This is a genomic window from Heterorhizobium halophytocola, from assembly GCF_017873095.1.
Lineage (GTDB): Bacteria > Pseudomonadota > Alphaproteobacteria > Rhizobiales > Rhizobiaceae > Allorhizobium > Allorhizobium halophytocola.
In genome coordinates this window covers 28140-46368 of the sequence record NZ_JAGGJU010000017.1, presented here as the reverse complement: position 1 = coordinate 46368, position 18229 = coordinate 28140, and the positions used below count along the sequence as shown (strand labels likewise).

Annotated in this window: 18 protein-coding genes; 7 read left to right on the top strand and 11 right to left on the bottom strand. The window is 64.0% G+C overall.

The genetic code is table 11. The features are described 5' to 3' along the window. Nucleotides 1-59 precede the first annotated feature (59 nt). Nucleotides 60-899, top strand: a complete 840-nt coding sequence (locus J2Z17_RS23860; protein ID WP_209949116.1) for an alpha/beta fold hydrolase — start codon at nt 60-62, stop codon at nt 897-899. 100 nt (nt 900-999) lie between these two features. On the opposite strand, the gene J2Z17_RS23855 is transcribed toward J2Z17_RS23860, so the two are convergent. Further along, complete coding sequence (locus tag J2Z17_RS23855; RefSeq protein ID WP_209949114.1) at nt 1000-1374, bottom strand: hypothetical protein; 375 nt, start codon at nt 1372-1374, stop codon at nt 1000-1002. A 184-nt stretch (nt 1375-1558) separates the two neighbouring features. Between J2Z17_RS23855 and J2Z17_RS23850 the strand changes: the two genes are divergently transcribed. Then, nucleotides 1559-1969, top strand: coding sequence for a thiol-disulfide oxidoreductase DCC family protein (locus J2Z17_RS23850; RefSeq protein WP_209949112.1), 411 nt, complete (start codon nt 1559-1561; stop codon nt 1967-1969). A gap of 101 nt (nt 1970-2070) precedes the next feature. On the opposite strand, the gene J2Z17_RS23845 is transcribed toward J2Z17_RS23850, so the two are convergent. The 7 genes from J2Z17_RS23845 to J2Z17_RS23815 all read right to left on the bottom strand — a co-directional run bounded on the left by J2Z17_RS23845 (nt 2071) and on the right by J2Z17_RS23815 (nt 8852). Beyond that, nucleotides 2071-2340 carry a hypothetical protein gene (locus J2Z17_RS23845; protein ID WP_209949110.1) on the bottom strand — a complete coding sequence of 90 codons (270 nt, stop codon included), beginning with the start codon at nt 2338-2340 and terminating at the stop codon, nt 2071-2073. 305 nt (nt 2341-2645) lie between these two features. Further along, entirely contained in the window at nt 2646-3974 is a 1329-nt protein-coding gene (aptA, locus tag J2Z17_RS23840) for an omega-aminotransferase AptA (RefSeq protein WP_209949108.1), read from the bottom strand. A gap of 662 nt (nt 3975-4636) precedes the next feature. Further along, nucleotides 4637-4954: an ArsR/SmtB family transcription factor gene (locus J2Z17_RS23835; RefSeq protein WP_209949106.1), complete on the bottom strand. Its 318-nt coding sequence runs from the start codon at nt 4952-4954 to the stop codon at nt 4637-4639. A gap of 363 nt (nt 4955-5317) precedes the next feature. Continuing rightward, complete coding sequence (locus J2Z17_RS23830; protein ID WP_209949104.1) at nt 5318-5872, bottom strand: HugZ family pyridoxamine 5'-phosphate oxidase; 555 nt, start codon at nt 5870-5872, stop codon at nt 5318-5320. A 42-nt stretch (nt 5873-5914) separates the two neighbouring features. Then, nucleotides 5915-6970 (bottom strand): choline ABC transporter ATP-binding protein, encoded by a 1056-nt coding sequence (gene choV / locus J2Z17_RS23825; protein ID WP_209949102.1) that lies wholly within the window; start codon nt 6968-6970, stop codon nt 5915-5917. After that, nucleotides 6967-7812: a choline ABC transporter permease subunit gene (gene choW, locus J2Z17_RS23820; RefSeq protein WP_209949100.1), complete on the bottom strand. Its 846-nt coding sequence runs from the start codon at nt 7810-7812 to the stop codon at nt 6967-6969. Before choW ends, choV begins: the two co-directional genes overlap by 4 nt. Nucleotides 7813-7895: 83 nt before the next feature. Continuing rightward, nucleotides 7896-8852 (bottom strand): choline ABC transporter substrate-binding protein, encoded by a 957-nt coding sequence (locus J2Z17_RS23815; protein WP_209949098.1) that lies wholly within the window; start codon nt 8850-8852, stop codon nt 7896-7898. A 317-nt stretch (nt 8853-9169) separates the two neighbouring features. Here J2Z17_RS23815 and J2Z17_RS23810 point away from each other — a divergent pair, with 317 nt between their 5' ends. The 4 genes from J2Z17_RS23810 to J2Z17_RS23795 all read left to right on the top strand — a co-directional run bounded on the left by J2Z17_RS23810 (nt 9170) and on the right by J2Z17_RS23795 (nt 13279). Then, nucleotides 9170-9556, top strand: a complete 387-nt coding sequence (locus tag J2Z17_RS23810) for a c-type cytochrome (protein ID WP_209949096.1) — start codon at nt 9170-9172, stop codon at nt 9554-9556. Nucleotides 9557-9804: 248 nt separating this feature from the next. Continuing rightward, nucleotides 9805-10794 carry a hypothetical protein gene (locus J2Z17_RS23805; RefSeq protein ID WP_209949094.1) on the top strand — a complete coding sequence of 330 codons (990 nt, stop codon included), beginning with the start codon at nt 9805-9807 and terminating at the stop codon, nt 10792-10794. Nucleotides 10795-11151: 357 nt separating this feature from the next. After that, nucleotides 11152-11976 carry a prohibitin family protein gene (locus J2Z17_RS23800; RefSeq protein WP_209949192.1) on the top strand — a complete coding sequence of 275 codons (825 nt, stop codon included), beginning with the start codon at nt 11152-11154 and terminating at the stop codon, nt 11974-11976. Between the two features lie 193 nt (nt 11977-12169). After that, the gene (locus J2Z17_RS23795; protein ID WP_209949092.1) at nt 12170-13279 is read left to right on the top strand and encodes a DUF2333 family protein; all 1110 of its coding nucleotides are present in this window, start codon (nt 12170-12172) and stop codon (nt 13277-13279) included. 64 nt (nt 13280-13343) lie between these two features. Here the strand turns inward: J2Z17_RS23795 and J2Z17_RS23790 are convergent, their stop codons facing one another. Beyond that, entirely contained in the window at nt 13344-13802 is a 459-nt protein-coding gene (locus J2Z17_RS23790; protein ID WP_209949090.1) for a PAS domain-containing protein, read from the bottom strand. Nucleotides 13803-13855: 53 nt separating this feature from the next. Further along, nucleotides 13856-14578 (bottom strand): helix-turn-helix transcriptional regulator, encoded by a 723-nt coding sequence (locus J2Z17_RS23785; RefSeq protein ID WP_209949088.1) that lies wholly within the window; start codon nt 14576-14578, stop codon nt 13856-13858. Nucleotides 14579-14933: 355 nt separating this feature from the next. Between J2Z17_RS23785 and J2Z17_RS23780 the strand changes: the two genes are divergently transcribed. Then, the gene (locus J2Z17_RS23780) at nt 14934-16604 is read left to right on the top strand and encodes a formate--tetrahydrofolate ligase (protein WP_209949086.1); all 1671 of its coding nucleotides are present in this window, start codon (nt 14934-14936) and stop codon (nt 16602-16604) included. 243 nt (nt 16605-16847) lie between these two features. Here J2Z17_RS23780 and J2Z17_RS23775 read toward each other — a convergent pair whose 3' ends face one another. Continuing rightward, complete coding sequence (locus tag J2Z17_RS23775; protein WP_209949083.1) at nt 16848-18152, bottom strand: extensin family protein; 1305 nt, start codon at nt 18150-18152, stop codon at nt 16848-16850. Nucleotides 18153-18229: the final 77 nt, after the last annotated feature.

The following is an 18229-nucleotide window of genomic DNA, read 5'->3' as shown; positions in this document are numbered from 1 at the left end:
TCATCACAGGCATTCCGCAGATTTTTTCCTCAATGGATCACTTGAAAAGGATCTTCGCCATGAGCAGCAATTTCATCACGACAGAAGACGGCACGCAGATTTTCTACAAGGACTGGGGCGCCAAGACCGCCCAGCCGATCGTCTTTCATCACGGCTGGCCGCTGAGCGCCGACGACTGGGATGCGCAGATGCTCTATTTTCTAGGGCAGGGCTACCGGGTGATCGCCCATGACCGGCGCGGCCATGGGCGCTCGTCGCAGACCGATACCGGCAACGAGATGGACACCTATGCGGCCGATGTCGCGGCGCTTGCCAAGGCGCTCGATCTGAAAGACGCGATCCATGTCGGCCATTCGACCGGCGGCGGCGAGGTGGCGCGCTATGTCGGCCGTTACGGCGGCGAGGGGCGGGTGGCCAAGGCGGTGCTGATCGGTGCCGTGCCTCCGATCATGCTCAAAACCGAGGCCAATCCCGAAGGCCTGCCGCTCGACGTGTTCGACGGTTTCCGCAAGGCGCTTGCCGACAACCGGGCACAGTTCTTCCGCGATGTGCCGGCCGGCCCGTTCTACGGCTTCAACCGCGACGGCGCCGAGGTCTCGCAAGGGGTGATCGACAACTGGTGGCGCCAGGGCATGATGGGCGGCGCCAAGGCGCATTACGATTGCATCAAGGCCTTTTCGGAGACCGATTTTACCGAGGACCTGAAGGCGATCGACGTGCCGGTGCTGGTCATGCACGGCGACGACGACCAGATCGTGCCGATCGATGATTCCGCCCACAAGGCGATCATGCTTCTGAAGAACGGCACGCTGAAGGTCTATCCCGGCTATCCGCACGGCATGGCGACCACCCATGCCGAGGTGATCAACGCCGACCTCCTGGCCTTCTTCAAGGGTTGAGATCGGGCTTGCACCACCCAAGTGACGGGAAGGCGGCTTGCGCGCCGCCTTTTCGCTGCGGGGGACAAGGCGGCGCCAGACAGCTCGCCGGCGCGCAAGATCAGAGGATGGCGGAGCGGTGGCCGAAAGGGGTGTCGTCGTCGAAATTGACGCTGCCGATGCGCTCGCTTTCGCCGGAGAGAACCGGCTCTTCCGGTGGCGCCTCGCCGGCCGGGGCGGGTTGCTGGGCTTCGAAGGTCTGGCGGCCCTGGCCGGAGGCATCCTCGTCGACAGCGGCGCCGTCGGCCGGCTCGTCCTTTGACGGTGCGGCGCCACCATTATTGATCGCGGCCAGCGCTGCAAGATCGGCATTGATCCGCGCCTGGCGGGCGGCGACCCAGGCATTGTCCGGTTCAGACCCGATCGACAGGCTGTTGCTCATGTCGGTCGCCCTGGACGGGTCCGAGGCGGAGATGCGGCTGATGGGATCGACCATGCGGTTCTCCTGTGGCGCGGCGGCACCGATGATACCGGCGCGGACAGTCCATTGGCGCCTGCACTGGAAATAGGGGGCGGGGGCCGTCGCGGCAAGAGGCGCGCCTGGCCGGTGCCGCAAGCGTGATGGCGTCGGCGCCCCTTGACGCATTGCACGCGCGGGAGCGCCGGGCTAGCCTGACGCCATGACCCCGACGCCTGCCGCCCACCCGATTATCGTCTTCGATGCCGAATGCGTGCTCTGCTCGGCCAATGCGCAGTTCGTGTTGACCCATGACCGGTCGCGGCATTTCCGGCTGGCCTCGATGCAGGGGGAGGTGGGCACGGCGCTCTATCACCGGTTCGGCATGGACCCCGCCGATCCCGACAGCATGATCGTCGTCGACGGCGACCGGCTGCTGCGCGACAGCGATGCGGTGCTGTCGATCTATGCCGGTCTCGGCTGGCCATGGCGGGCCGTCGCCATACTGAGACGGCTGCCGCGGCCCCTGCGCGATCCCGTCTACCGCCTGATGGCCCGCAACCGCTACCGCATCTTCGGCCGGCGCGAGACCTGCTGGGTGCCGCGGCCGGAACATCGCGGGCAGCTGCTGTAAATGTTCGCCTTGCGGCCGGACCAGCCGCGATGAGCGAAGATGCCGGCGCGGCGCCTCTTGGCGAGCCCGCGTGCGGTTGTGACAGGGCGATGAGCCGGCGCTCAGGGCGGCAGGATGGTGTGCCCGCGTTCGAGTTCGAAGCCGAACAGTTCACCGGTCTCGGCATCGATGAAATAACGCACCGGAGAGGGATGCGGCTGTGACCAGTCGTCCTCGCTTTCCGGCAGCGCATCGCCGGCAATCACGATCCAGACGAGGCGACCGTCCTCGATGCCGCGTTCGACGAAAAGCGTCGCCTCGTCGAAGGGGGGATGATTGCGCGCGGCAAGAAAGCGGCGCGCCGTCTCGATCGCTGCCTCCCTGTCGACCATCGTCGAAGACTCCGTAACAGACATTCCAGGTCGCGCCGCCGACGGTCACCGGACCGAGCAGCACGCCCTTGGCCTCCTGTCCCATCTTCGCGACGGTGAGGCCATGGTTCTACGGGACGCCTGCGAAAGACGTGGGCCGTCGTGACGGGCGAAGTCAAGCACGGAAAAGGCGGCCGAAAAAGGACCGCCCTGAAAGAAAGGATGTGAACTGCCTTTATCCGGGAGGCTGATCACCACAGTGGCATAGATGCGGGAAAGGCGGCCGAGGGGCCGCCTTTCGCATGCGTGGACGCTTCCGAACGACCTCAGATATTGCGCATCAGCACCTTGCGCAGCTTGTCGAACAGTTCATCGATTTCGGCCTTGGAAATGATCAGCGGCGGCGACAGCGCGATGATGTCGCCGGTGGTGCGGATCAGCAGGCCGTCATTGTAAGCCTCCAGGAAGGCGTTGAAGGCGCGCTTGGTCGGCTCACCGTCGATCGGCTTCAGCTCGATTGCGCCGATCAGGCCGAGATTGCGGATGTCGACGACATGCGGGCAGTCCCTCAGCGCATGCAGCTGCTCTTCCCAATAGGGCCCGATCTCGGCCGCACGGGTCAGCAGGCCCTCTTCCTTGTAGGTGTCGAGCGTGGCGAGCGCTGCGGCCGACGCGATCGGGTTGCCGGAATAGGTATAGCCGTGGAAGAATTCGATCATGTGCTCCGGGCCGGTCATGAAGGCATCGTGGATCTCGGAGGAGACGAAGACCGCGCCCATCGGGATGACGCCGTTGGTCAAGCCCTTGGCGGTGACGATGATATCCGGCGTGACGTCGAAATACTGGGCGGCGAAGGGCGCGCCGAGACGGCCGTAGCCGGTGATGACCTCGTCGAAGATCAGCAGGATGCCGTGCTTGGTGCAGATCTCGCGCAGCTTCTGCAGATAGCCCTTCGGCGGGATCAGCACGCCGGTGGAGCCGGCGACCGGCTCGACGATGACGGCGGCGATCGTCGAGGGGTCGTGCAGCGTGACGATCCGTTCCAGCTCGTCTGCGAGATTGGCGCCCTTGTCCGGAATGCCCCTGGTGAAGCTGTTCTCGCCTGGCAGATGGGTATGCGGCAGATGGTCGACGCCGGTAAGCAGCGTGCCGAACATCTTGCGGTTGGAGACGATGCCGCCGACCGAGATGCCGCCGAAATTGACCCCGTGATAGCCGCGCTCGCGACCGATCAGGCGGAAGCGCGAACCATTGCCCTTGGCCCGGTGATAGGCGAGCGCGACCTTCAATGCCGTGTCGACCGATTCCGAGCCGGAATTGGTGTAGAGCACATGGTCGAGGCCATCGGGGGCGATGTCGACCAGCCGGTTGGCAAGCTCGAAGGCCTTGGGATGGCCGAGCTGGAAGGCCGGGGCATAGTCGAGTTCGCCCGCCTGCTCGCGGATCGCTTCGGTGATCTTCGGGCGGCAGTGGCCGGCATTGACGCACCAGAGGCCGGCGGTGCCGTCGAGCACCTGGCGGCCGTCATGGGTGGTGTAGCGCATGTCCTTGGCGCCGACGAACATCCGCGGCTCCTTCTTGAACTGCCGGTTCGCGGTGAACGGCATCCAGAAGGCCGAGAGGTCGTTGGGCGTGGAATTCTGTCGGTTCGACATTCGAAAGGGTCTCCATGGGCCTCGATAAGGCGGCAGCCGGGCGCGCGATTGACCGATCCCGGACGAGTGGGAGGAGGCCCCGCGGCGGCGCGTGTCGGGCACGTTAGCAGCCGGCCTGCAAGCGTCAAGGCGGCATCAGAAAACGTCATCGTTTCAGCTCGCGGACGTTATGCATGGACGGGCCGGCCCGCAGCGTCACAAGGGCCATGGTGCCGAAATGCAACAATACGACCTTTGTCGGAAAAGACGGCCTGGAAAGCGGTTCATGGCAAGGTTAGCGCAAGGCTGGCAGGCGAGTTTGATCTCGGCGGACCACCCCGGGGAAAAGGGCAGTTTTCATCGGGACAGGCTTCTTCATCACGAGGCCGAAACTTGCGGACTCCGGCACCCAAGGCCGGGGTCCGCGATGTTTTTCATCGGACGCCTCTACCCACCAATCCGTACGAGACATCGCCATGGGCAAGGCTTGGCCTGAGGCGGGTGCAAGCGCACCGATGCGCCCAAGCGGAGTGATATCGGCGGCTGCGGACGAAAAAAGGGCCGGTGTCAACGACGACCGGCCGAATACCCCTTCAAAACTCTGGTCATGAACAGTCGAAACCCAAATGCAGGTTCGGGGCCTGCCTCTGCGTCTCAGAGCCGGCAAAATGCCAGCGCTGTCATCAGGCGGCGGTTCTGCTCGCTTCTGGTTGGCAATAAATGTCTTCCAGGACTTCGAGCATCTTGATGACGGACTCGGAGGTGCTGGAATAATAAATCGTCTGCGCATCGCGCCGCGTCTTGACGAGCTTTTGGGCCCGCAGCTTGGCGAGGTGCTGAGAAAGGGCCGACTGGCTCAGACCGACTTGATTGGCAAGCACGCCAACCGGGACTTCGCCTTCGACCAGACTGCACAAAATCATCAAACGCTTCGGATTTGCCATTGCCGAGAGCAGCCCGGCAGCGGCGTTGGATTGTTCTGATAAAGTGTTCGTCTTCATACCATCAATCTTCCCTTAATAGGCAGTCCGCGGCGGCGCCCGCCGTCTACAATCAGCTAAATAAGCTACGAAAAAAAGTATACCTACTTAAGAAAGATTGTATATGCCTAAAATTAGGGTATGCCCCATCTCATTGTAGAAATTGCTAAAATTCTAAGTTATGCATTGCCTGCGTGTTGGGCAATCGTAAAATTGACGCAAAAACGACCGATTCCGGGGGATGTCCTGCACAATCCGGGGCTTGGCCTGCACGTTATGCATGTCGAGAGGCACCGGCACCCTCAGCAGGCGGCTCCAGACATCCGAGGGGGCAGACCCTTAATTCTTGTAGTCGCAACCAATATGCCCCGACGCATCCAATGCTTATTTGGGGGGGATTTTCAGGTCAGTGCACTGCAATATGTATGCGCGACCGAAGCCTCCGTTCAGATTCGCCCCGGTGATTCGAAGCCGCCAGAAGGCGAAATCGGCAAAGTCCGCGTAAAGAGCCGCCTTCGGATGACGGGTGAGAAAAAACGGCCTCAGCCGCTCGTGCTCATCGTCATCGCGGGCGATTTTTTCCGCGACGCACTGGAGCGACATGCGCGGGTGGGCGAGGGGGTCGCCCTTGCCGGGTTCGCCAATCAACACGGCGCAGTTCTGATCAGCGATCAAGGCGCGAGTATGGCCCGCCAGCTGTGACAGCAGCGTGACCGGCATGCCGTCCTCGTCGATGGAGACGAGCACGCGACTGACGGAGGGATGTCCGGTCTCGGGGTCGCGGAAGGCAAGGGCTGCGAAGCGGGCTTCGGCGAGCAGCCGGCGGCCGAGCAGCCGCGCCTCATCGTCGGTCGGCCTGATGCCGCGCGGCGGCGGCTGGTCCTGATTGCCGGGTGGCGGGCCGGCCGTCTCGCCCGGCCCGGAAGTGTCGTTCGACATGTCTGCCTTTCCTTCCCGGGCGGTACCCGGGAAGGGCCGCCGTCAGGCGGGTGTGCGGTTGCGGTGACGGGTGAGCCCCGCCAGGACATCCGTGGTGTTGATCGTGCCGATCACGGCGCCCTTGTCAACGACGCCGATGGTGCCCGGCTGGCGCGCCAGCACGTCCATGATGTCGATCAGCGGCGTGTCGGGGGCGGTGGTGCCGGCAACCGTCGGCTGGCCCTGCGCGTCGCCCGGCCCACCCTTCATCACGTCGCGTGCGGTCAGAAGGGCGATCGGGTTCATGTGCTGGACGAAATCGGCGACATACTGGTCGGCCGGGTTTCTGACGATCTCCTGCGGCGTGCCGCACTGGATGATCCGCCCGCTTTCCATGATGGCGATGCGATTGCCGATGCGGAAGGCCTCGTCGAGGTCGTGGCTGACGAAGAGAATGGTCTTCTTCAGCCGCGTCTGGAGTTCGAGAAGCTCGTCCTGCAGGCGGTTGCGGATCAGCGGGTCGAGGGCCGAGAAGGGCTCGTCCATCAACAGGATCGGCGCACCGGTGGCAAAGGCGCGGGCAAGGCCGACGCGTTGCTGCATGCCGCCGGAGAGCTCGTCGACCTTGCGGTCGGCCCAGCCGGCCAGATTGACCAGCTCGAGCTGTTCCGTCACGGCCTCGCGGCGCTTTTTGTCCGGGACGCCGGCCAGTTCCAGGCCGAAGCCGACATTGTCGGCGACGGTGCGCCAGGGCAGCAGGCCGAACTGCTGGAACACCATGGAGACGGTGTGCATGCGCAGGTCGCGCAGCGCCTTGCCACTGGCGGTATAGGGATTGACCGGGCCGGTCTTGGTGTTGACCGAGACGGTGCCGCGCACGACGGGCGCCAGACCGTTGACGGCGCGCAGCAGGGTCGACTTGCCGGAGCCGGAAAGCCCCATCAGCACGAGGATCTCGCCCTCCTTGACGGTCAGCGAGGCGTCGGCGACGCCGACGACGAGACTGGTCTCGTCGCCGATCTCCTGGCGGGACTTGCCGGCGTCGATCATCGGCAGGGCCTTTTGCGCATTGCGGCCGAAGACGATGTCGATATTTTCGAAGGTAACCGCGTCGGTCATTTGCCGTCTCCTGCTTCCGGGACGCGGAACATCCGGTCAAGGATGATCGCGAGGATGACGATGCAAAGGCCGGATTCGAAGCCCATGGCGACGTTGACGGTGTTCAGCGCCCGGACCACCGGGACGCCGAGGCCGCTGGCGCCGACCAGTGCCGAGATCACCACCATCGACAGCGACAGCATGATCGTCTGGGTCAGACCGGCCATGATCTGCGGCAGGGCATAGGGCAGCTCCACCTTGCGCAGCACCTGCATCGGCGTGGCGCCGAACGCCTGGGCGGCTTCGACCAGCGACGACGGGGTGGAGATGATACCGAGGCGGGTGAGGCGGATCGGTGCGGGAATGGCGAAGATCACGGTGGCGATCAGGCCGGGCACGGTGCCGAGGCCGAACAGGATCAGCGCCGGGATCAGGTAGACGAAGGTCGGGATCGTCTGCATCAGGTCGAGCACCGGCCGCATGAGGGCATAGACCCATTGGCGGCGGGCAGCGGCGATGCCGAGCGGCACCCCGATCAGCATGCAGACGAAGGCGGCGGCCAGCACCAGGGCCAGCGTCTCCGTGGTTTCGTCGTAATAGCCGAGATTGATGATCAGCAGGAAGCCGAGAAAGGTAAGGCCGGCGACCGCGATCGAGCGGCGCAGCGCGTAGGCGATCAGGCTGATGGCGATGACGACGACGATGGCGGGTGGCGATTGCAGCACCCAGAGCAGCGCGTCGATCACATGGCGCAGCACGTTCGACAGCCAGTCGAAGAACCAGTCGCCGTTGTCGGTCAGCCAGTCGACCAGAAGTTTGGCCCATCGGCCGATCGGAATTTTGGATTCAGTGAGCCATTCCACGTTGTCGATGCCCGTTTCAACGTTTCAAGAAAGGATGAAGCCGACGGCACCCTGTTCAGGTGCCGCCGGTTGCTTGACCGGTCTTAGAGACCGAGTTCTTTCTTGACGGCTGCCGTCGCATCGCCACCGTCGACGGTGGTGACGCCTTCAAGCCAGGGCATGGCGGCATCCGGGTTGGCCTTCAGCCACTCGGTTGCCGCCACTTCCGGATCCTCGCTGTCGTCGAGGATCTTGCCCATGATCTGGTTTTCCATGTCGAGCGAGAACTTGAGGTTTGTCAGGAACTTGCCGACATTCGGGCATTCGTCGACATAGCCGCCGCGCACATTGGTGTAGACGGTGGCGCCGCCGAAGTTCGGGCCGAAGGTCGAGTCACCGCCGGTCAGGTAGGTCAGCTCGAAATTGGAGTTCATCGGGTGCGGTGCCCAGCCGAGGAAGACGATCGGCTTGTCGTCCTTCTTGGCGCGCGCGACCTGGGCCAGCATGCCCTGCTCGGACGATTCGACGACCTTCATCTTGCCCATGCCCATCTCGTTCTTGTCGATCAGGGACATGACAAGACGGTTGCCGTCATTGCCCGGCTCGATGCCGTAGATCTTGCCGTCGAGCTCGTCGGCGTGCTTGCCGATATCGGAGAAGTCCTTGATGCCGAGCTCGGCGCCCTTGGCATTGGTGGCGAGCGTGTATTTCGCGCCTTCCAGGTTCTTGCCGAGGCTGTCGACGGAGCCATCGTCGATATAGGGCTTAACGTCCTTTTCCTGGGCCGGCATCCAGTTGCCGAGGAAGACGTCGATGTCCTTGTTCTTCAGCGACTGATAGGTCACCGGAACCGAAAGCACGGTCACCTTCGGCTCGTAGCCGATCGCCTTCAGCAGCACCGAAGCGGTGGCCGTCGTGGAAGTGATATCGGTCCAGCCGACATCCGAGAAGCGCACCGTCTTGCAGCTTTCAGCCTCTGCAGCAAAGCTCGGCGCGGTCGAAAGCGCCAGCACCGATACGGCGGCTGCGAGTGTCAGAGGACGGAGAAGCGGATTGGTCATAAAAGGGCTCCCTTTGTTATTAACTGTTCCCTAGTCCCATCTATAAACCCGTTTTTCAACCCGTACAGGCGTAATTGCGGCGCTTTACCGGCTCGTTTTGCGACGCGAATTGCGGCGCTGCACACACGCAACCGGCCGGTTCAGCCTTTTGGATCGGTTGATTACGATCAAGGCAGGGGAAAGAGTAGAGTCCTACAGACCGTCGCGATGCCAGCCGGCAGACGGCGGCTGCAGACGGGGGCCGTCACCTCCAGACGGCCCCTTGCAATGTCCGGCCCAGACGGTCGGACGAAAAGACACCTGGGAAAGGAAGATCCATGAAATTTCACTGTCTTTTTCTCGTGGCCGCGCTTGCGCTGCCCGCCGGGCTTGCCCATGCCGACGGCGATCCCGTCGCCGGAGCCAAGGTGTTCAAGAAGTGCATGGCCTGCCATACGGCGACCGAGCCGAAGAACAAGGTCGGCCCAACGCTGATGGGCGTTGTCGGTCGCCCGGTGGCAAGCGTCGACGGCTACAGCTATTCCAAGGCCATGGCCGCATTCGGCGAGGGCAAGACCTGGACCGAAGAAGAGCTGGCCGCCTATCTGCCCAAGCCGAAGGAGCTGGTGCCCGGCACCAAGATGGCCTTTGCCGGCCTGAAGAAACCCGACGAGATCGACAACGTGATCGCCTATCTGAAGGACCCGTCCGCGGCCGGCAAATAATCCGTTTTCAGCCGATATTGCGCCAACAAAAGGGGATGCCGGCCTGATAGAGGTCGGGCGGGCGGCATCCGCCTTGCGCGATTTCGCCCGGCCTGCCGCTTGCAGCCACCTGCGCCACGGTGCATATCTTTCTGGATGCGCAAAGCGGTCTGGCCGGCTGTCTTCCGGACTGCCCGGGCCCGCGTGCAGACCTGAAATTATGCAGGCATCGTCGCTCGTTTCGGGGTGACGAGGAGAAAGGCCACGTCATGTCCGCTGCTCCGTCCTTCGATCAGGAGATCGAGGCCTTTTGCGACCGCAAGCGGGCGCTCGTCGCCACTATCGATGCCGTCCTCGTGGTGGTCGAGGGGGTGGCTGCCGGCGATGGCGTGGCGCTGGATCCGGCGGCCATCGAGACCGCCGAGGTGCAGATCGCGGAGATGACGGAGGCCCGGTCCGGACTGGTGGTTTCTGCCGCCGGCCTGATCCAGCGTTTCGAGGCGCAGATGCAGGCAACCGACGTGATGCGGGAAAGGATGCGGTCGCTGACGCTCAGGGAGCGGCTGACGGCGATCTTTGCCCGGCGCCAGGCCCGCCAGCAGCGCGACCTGCGGCAGCATCCGCAGGAATTGTCGGCCCGCCTCGTGCCCGTGGAGGCCGCCGCGGCCAGGCTCGAGCCCGAATTGTCCGACTGGCGCATGGCCTGCCGGACGGCCCTTGATCGCAACGAGGCGGCCCTGGCGGCGCTGGTTGCCATCCGCCGGGGGCGCGAGAGGGCTGTGGCCGGTGCTGCATCGCCGCTGGCGTTGGAGGATGCGCGCGAAGAGGCCGAACGGGCAGCAGCCGAACGCGAGGAGACGGCAGCCGCCGTCGAGGCGCAGCAGGCGGCCTGCGAACTGGGCATGACCGCGCCCGGCAGCGCCGGGCAGGGCATCATGCTGATGGCCGAAAAGGCGCTGGAGCGGCTGCCGGCCGACGATGAGGCGGTCGGCGACCTGTTGCGCCGCGCCGCAGAGGTCAGCGGCGCCTTGGCCGAGATCCTGGCGCAGGCGGTGTCCGACGGCAATGTGCTGATCAACAAGCTGACACTCGACGGGCGGCGGCGCGCACTTTTGCAGCGCGGCCTCTCGGCCCCGGATGACGCGGCCCGCCAGAGGGCGCAGCCGCTGCCCGATATCGACCGGCGCCAGGAGGCGATCGAGGCTGCCTTTGCCGACCTGCTGGCCGACAGCCGGATGCGTCGCAAGCCGCGCGCCTGACTGCGAAGGCTTCGCCCCGAAGGCGGTCGACAAGTCTCGTTCGGGAAACGTTTTTTCAATATATGGCGGGATATGGCGGGATAGGCAGTGGGCTACCTGTACGGTGCCCGGCGCTGTTCGTCCAGAGCGTGGCCCCGGCGCTTGATGCCGTCGACGGTCCGTTGCCGACGGCGCAGGCCGCAAGGCGGTTTGCCGATCAGAATTTCAACCGGTGTCATCGGGCGGGGACGTCCCGGTCACGCCGAAAACCCCAATCCGGAGAGGAATATCATGACCACCATCGAACAGGTGCGCAACAAGGATGCCCGGCCACCCTCGGGCGGGCGCGTCAACCGGTCGTTTGCCGCCGTCGTGCTGATGCTTGCCGCGGGCCTTATCGTGCTGATTGTGCTGACCGCGTCCTTCTACACGGTGGACCAGGGGGAACGCGGCGTCATCCTGCGTACCGGCGCCGTGGTCGGTACCGCCCAGCCCGGCCTCGGCTTCAAGATCCCGCTGCTCGACAAGGTGGTGAAGATCAGCGTGCAGAGCCGCGCGCAGATCTACGATGATGTGCAGTCCTATTCGCGCGACCAGCAGCCGGCAACGATCCGACTGTCGGTGAACTACCGTCTGCCGTCGGACAAGGTGGAACAGATCTATGCCGAATACGGCTCGGAGCAGGGGCTCGTTGACCGCTTGATCGACCGCCGGGTGTTCGAGCAGACGAAGAACGTGTTCGGCCAGTTCAATGCGGTCACGGCCATTCAGGAGCGCAGCAAGCTCAATGCGCAGGTGTCCGACGCGATCCGCAATGCGATCGGCGGGCCGGTGCTGATCGAAAGCGTGCAGATCGAGAATATCGATTTCTCGGATGCCTATGAGCAGTCGATCGAAAACCGCATGCTGGCCGAGGTCGAGGTGCAGAAGCTTCGGCAGAACGCCGAGCGCGAAAAGGTGCAGGCCGAGATCACCGTGACCAAGGCCAACGCCAATGCCGACGCGGTGCGGGCCGAGGCCGAAGCCAATGCGGCGGCGACCCGGCTTGCCGGCGATGCGGAGGCCGACGCGATCCGCGCCAAGGGGGCCGCATTGCGCGACAATCCCTCGCTGATCAACCTGACGGCTGCCGAGCGGTGGGACGGCAAGCTGCCGCAGACCATGGTGCCCGCGGCGACCTTGCCCTTCATCGGCGTGAAGTAGGCCGGTCGTCCAGCAGGGTTCGAGCCCTGCGCGGCGATCGTCGCGTAGGGCTTTTCTTGCGCCTTTTCCGGGCGGCAGGGGCAGGGACCGGCCGGCGGGGCAAGGGCTGTGAGTTGCATTGCCGCGCGGGGCGACCTATGTGCAATGCGGGATGGCCGTCGACCGCCCGTTTGCGAACAGGAGAGGACCTGCAATGCTCGATCCGATCACCGCGTTTTTCCAGCGTGTCTTTGCCGCAATCGGACGGGGCCTCGGGCTGCTGGTCGCGTGGATAGCCTGGCCTTTCATGGCCGCCCATGGCTGGTATCGCGATCGCAGCTGGATCATTCGCGCGCCGATCATCCTGCTCCTGCTGCTGCTGGTCGTCTGCTATGGCTGGTTCTTCTGGCGCACCCAGGTGTGGTACGGTTTCGACACCAATATGGTCGCCAAATATGATTTCGCCGCGCGGCCGGTCGCGGCCGGGGAGGCGGTGCCCGGTGCCGCGAACACCTGCCAGAATTCGGCGATCGTCACCGTTGCCGCCGACCTGACGGACATGACGGTCAACCAGAACGCCTGGATTTCCTCGACGCTGCTCTACAAGCTCGGCTTTTTCGGCGTCGACTGGGACCATACGCCATTCTTCGACAACAAGGCTTCGTTCCAGCGCGGCGTGATGCAGGTCGTGCGGCGGGTCAGCAATGAGGCGGCCGACAATCTGGGACGCGTGCGCGGCACCTCGGGGATCAATTCGGACCTGCAGGACGCGCGCGGCAACATGCAGTTCGATGAGGGTACCTGGTATTTCGGCCTCGACCCGTTCGGCTTCAAGACGCCGACGCCGAGCTATTACCGCGCCTCGATCAACAGCTGGCGCAAGTTCAACTCCGATCTGGAAACCTGCAAGTCGGTGTTCGACGCGCGCGCCGACAACCTGATCCAGCTGCTGGACCGGCTGGGAAGCGATCTCGGCAATACCTCGGACATCCTGCGGCGGCGGTCGGAAGAATTCAATTCCGGCTGGTTCGACACCCGGGCCGACGACCGGTTCTGGTTTTCCTACGGCCAGCTCTACGCTCAATACGCCATCCTGACGGCCGCGCGCGCCGATTTCCGCGACGTCGTCGACCAGCGCAAGCTCGGCACGGTCTGGGACCAGATGGACAACCAGCTGAAGGGCGCGCTTCGGGTGCAGCCGGCGATCATCTCGAACGGTGCGGAGGATGGCTGGCTGATGCCGACCCATCTGGCGACCATGGGCTTTTACGTGCTGCGGGTGCGCTCCAACCTGGTCGACCTCAAAAACGTGCTCGACCGCTGACGGGCGGATGCAGGCGCCCGGCGCCTCGCGGCCGTCGGTTGCCAAGCCCCGTTGTCGGGATGCCTCAGTCGCCTGGCGTCAGAAAGGCGGCCGTGCGCAGGTGCTCGAAGAATTCGTAGGTGGTGCCGACGATCTCTCCCGATCCATCCGCCGTCGGGCGGAACCTGCCGCAGGTGCGGACATAGCCGTAATCCTTGCCGGTATGCCATTTCACCCGGTAGATGCTGTGGAATACCCCGCCGTGTAGGCTGGTGCGCTCGAAACTCTGCAGCACCATCGGCAGGTCGTCGGGATGGATCCGCTCGCCCACCTGCTTGAGATTGATCGTGCCCGTCGGCTCTTCGATGCCGAAGATGTCGAAGAGATCGGGTGTGCCGTAGCAAAGGCCGGTTTCCAGATCGACGCGGAAATAGCCGCAGCGGCGAAAGGCCGACATCAGTTCGATCGCTTCCTGCGGGCTCAGCCCGACCGCCTTCGGGTCATCGAAAGCGCGTTCGGCGATGTGATCGAAGCGCAATGGCACGCGGACAGTCTCCTTGTTCAGCGACATCTAACTAAGCTGAACATAGATAACAGTCAGTTAATAAGCTTCATCCGGATGGCCTTTGCCACCAATTGCGTGCGGTTGACGCTGTCGAGCTTGCGCATGGCATTGGTCATGTAGGCGTTGACGGTATGGTCGGAGAGCGAAAGGATCTGGCCGATCTCGACGGAGGTCTTGCCCTGGGCCGTCCAGCGGACGACTTCGAGTTCACGGGTCGACAGGCTGGTCGGCGCCGAGGCTTCGGTGCGGCGGATCTGGTCGAACCGGTCGAACAGATGGATGGAAGCCAGGATCATCCGGCTGAATTCGGTCGGATCGAGCGGCGGTCGGTCACCGTCATAGCGGATGATGAAACGGGTGCCGTCCACCGAGGTTAGCGGTACCAGCGCGCCGATGATCAGCGAATAGCGCCGCAGCAGATCCTTCATCTCGTCAGCGCAATCATAGACCAGATGCGGTTCGCGGTGATCGAGGTGCCACATATAGGGCATGATCGAATCGTTGACGCGCGGCAGGACCGGGCAGATCCGCACATAATGGTTGCGGTCGAATTCGCGGACGAACTGGACGGGAAGCGTGCTCTCCTGCACCAGCGGCGCCAGAAGCACGTCGTTTTCGTCGGGGCAGACGAAAATGGTCACATGGTCGAGGCCATGATCGGCGAGAACGCCTTTCATCGCTTCCATGAATTCCGGGCGATTGCGAGACGCCTCTATCTCGGGCCGCAGCAGCGCCTGATGGTCGTCAATGTTCATCCGTTTTTTCGAAACTTGACAAAATGAGGTATGTTAACTGGCACAGTTATAGCATCACGTTCCGAATGCCAGCACTTTCTTGACGTTTGGTTCCCCAAAGGTGACCTTTGGTTCATTGGGGTAAGCGAATTTATCGCGCCTGGCGGCTGTCAGGCAAGAGGGCGAATGCGCGCAACCCCCAAGCCCCGGAGTCGATGCTCACCGGTTTTCCAAGGGTAATTTGCCAATTCGAACGCCGCTGCGAGGCAATAGTCTTGTCTGATTGCGGCGTTTTTGCAATCGCTTTGACAGCCGTAGCCCGGCCGGCCCTGCATCCGCAGCCGTCTACCTCCCGTGCCGCTTCGAAAGGACAAGCATGACATCGGATATCGAGATCGCCCGCGCGGCGACCGCCCGGCCCATCTTCGAGATCGGCGCGAGACTTGAGATCCCGGCAGACGCGCTCGTCCCGTTCGGCCACGACAAGGCCAAGGTCAGCGATGCCTTCATCCGCTCGCTGAGGGACAGGCCGGACGGCAAGCTCATTCTGGTGACGGCGATCAACCCGACGCCGGCCGGCGAGGGCAAGACGACGACGACCGTCGGGCTCGGCGACGGGCTGAACCGGATCGGCCGCAAGGCGGCGATCTGCGTGCGCGAACCCTCGCTCGGTCCCTGTTTCGGGGTCAAGGGCGGGGCGGCCGGCGGCGGCTATGCGCAGGTCATCCCGATGGAGGATATCAACCTTCACTTCACCGGCGACTTCCACGCGATCACCAGCGCCCACAATCTGCTGTCGGCGATGATCGACAATCATATCCACTGGGGCAATGCGCTCGGCATCGACAGTCGCCGGGTGACCTGGCGGCGCGTGCTCGACATGAACGACCGGGCGCTGCGCGACATCGTCTCGTCACTGGGCGGCCCGGCCAACGGCTATCCGCGCGAGACCGGCTTCGACATCACGGTGGCGTCGGAGGTGATGGCAATCCTCTGTCTGGCCCAGGATCTCGACGACCTGGAACAGCGGCTGGGCGCGATCATCATCGGCTACCGTACCGACAAGAGCCCCGTCTTTGCCCGCGACCTGAAGGCCGACGGCGCCATGGCGGTGCTGTTGAAGCAGGCGATGCAGCCGAACCTGGTGCAGACTCTGGAAAACAATCCGGCCTTTGTCCATGGCGGCCCGTTTGCCAATATCGCGCATGGCTGCAATTCGGTGATCGCGACGCGCACGGCGCTGAAGCTTGCCGATTACGTGGTGACGGAAGCCGGGTTCGGGGCCGATCTCGGGGCGGAGAAATTCTTCGACATCAAGTGCCGCGAGGCCGGACTGCGCCCGGCAGCGACCGTGATCGTCGCCACCGTGCGGGCGCTGAAGATGAATGGCGGCGTGGCCAAGACCGCGCTCGGGACCGAGAATGTCGGGGCCGTCGAACGGGGCTCGGTCAATCTGCGCCGGCATATCGAAAACGTGAAGAAGTTCGGCGTGCCGGTGATCGTCGCGATCAACCATTTCGTCAGCGATACCGATGCCGAGATTGCCGTGGTCAAGGCGGCGGCCGAGGCCGAGGGCGTCGAGGCTGTCCTTTGCCGGCACTGGGCAAACGGTTCGGCCGGCATCGAGGATCTGGCGCGCAAGGTGGCCGAGCTTGCCGATGGCGGTACGGCCGACTTCAAGCCGCTTTATCCGGAGGAGATGTCGCTGGTCGAGAAGGTGAAGACGGTCGCGCGCGAAATCTACCGGGCCGGCACCGTCACCTTCGACCGGGCGGCCACAGACCAGCTGGCGATGTTCGAAGCGGCCGGCTACGGAAAGCTTCCGGTCTGCATGGCCAAGACCCAGTATTCGTTTTCGACGGATCCGTCGGCGCTCGGCGCGCCGGAGGGGCATGTCGTGCATGTGCGCGAGGTGCGTCTCTCGGCGGGCGCGGGCTTCGTGGTGGCGATCACCGGCGACATCATGACCATGCCGGGCCTGCCGCGCACCCCCGCCGCCGAGCGCATCGCGATCAATGCCGAGGGCATGGTCGAGGGGCTGTTCTAGGCATTACGTGCCGGTTCGCTGTCTGCCCGGCCGGCGGCGCGATAGCGGCTTTTGCTGATCAAGCCGCACGCCTGGCGGAAACGCCCGGCGGATCCGTGAGCCGTCACGCCCGGAGTCCGTCGCGCTCCCTTTTCTAGTGCCTTCTGCTGGAGATGTCCGAAGGCCAAGGGGCGGCTTTCCGCCGGCAGATTGCCGGGCCGCCGGCGACGAGAGGATACACCGTCGGCGGTTGAGGGCATTCCCTCACTGGCAGATGCGGTAGCCGCTCGAGCGGTGGATGACGTCGAGATGCATGTGGTCCTTGTGGTAGACGTCGGCTCCCGGCGCCAGCACGGTGGAGAAGAACAGGCAGGCGATCTTGTCGATGGCGCGCTGGAAGCTCGCCTCGATCGTGCTTTCCTTCGGTTCGATGATCCGCATCGGCACGGTGGTCTTGCCGAAACTCAGGGAGGCGATGTCGATCGCATTGCCCTTGGCGTGTTCGGACATCTTGGCATCGGCAAGGCTGTCGCGGTTGCGGCAGACATAGCTGGAGGCCTGGTTGATCGAGGTGAGTTTCGGCTTGCCGGACAGACCGACCTTGGCGGCCGGAATGACGAAATCGCGGGTCATGCGGGCAAGCTCCAGCGCGGTCTCGCAGCGCACCGTGGCCGCCGGCGACACGGAAATGCCGGGCAGCACCCTGGAGAGCTTGATCGGCTTGTCGATGCCGCAGCCATTGCCGCCGTCGATGCGCGGTTCCTCGGCAAATTCGGCGCCGAGCTTCTTCAGTTCGACGATGCAGGCGCCGTAGGCCGCGAGGTTCTCGTCCTCGATCGGTGGCGGCGGTGGAGGGGGCGCCGGCTTTTCCGTGTCGCTTTTGTCGTCCCCGGTCTTTTCGCCATCCGCTTTTTTGGCGTCGTCGGAACTCGCCTTGCCGTCATTGTCGGTGGCGCTATCGTCCTGCACTGCCTTTGCAGCCGCTTCGTCCGATTTGCGGTCCTCGACCTTGCCAGAGGTGGCCTCCGCAGCATCGTCCTTGGCAGCATCAGGGTTGTCGCTTGTGGAGCTGTCGGGTGTCGGGGGCGGCGGCTCGGGCGCCGGCGAAAGACAGGGGCGGACGCGGCCGCTGAAGGAGCGGTAGCTGTCGGTCTTCTCGTCATAGGATTTGTAGCGGGCCTTGCACCAGGCCTTGTGTTCGGCATCTGCCCGCGCAGCCCTCTGCCGGACGGGTTCCGACGCATTCGTGCTTACCGCATCCTCGACCTCGCTATTCGCTGGCCCGGCGTCATTCGCCAGCGTTTGCGGCTTTGCTACCGGTGGGGGAATGTCGGCCGGCAGCTCCGCAGGCCCGGCGTCCTTCTCGCCCTTCGATCCGCTCTCAGGCGTCTCAGCCCGTTTGTCGGTGTCATCGGCGGGTTCGGGGGCGGATGGCGTCTGATCCTGCGGCCTTGCGGTCTCGGTGATATCCGGCCGCGGGGCGGGCAGAGGACCCTTGCGCGGGAGCTTGACGCCGGTCAGGCCGATCAGGCAGATCACCACCATAGCAAGCTCAAGTCTTTGCCGCATATCGATTCCTCGTCCACACAACTTCCGTGCGAGGGTTGAACGGGGAATGTGGCGAGAAGTTTCCTTTTCATACGTTT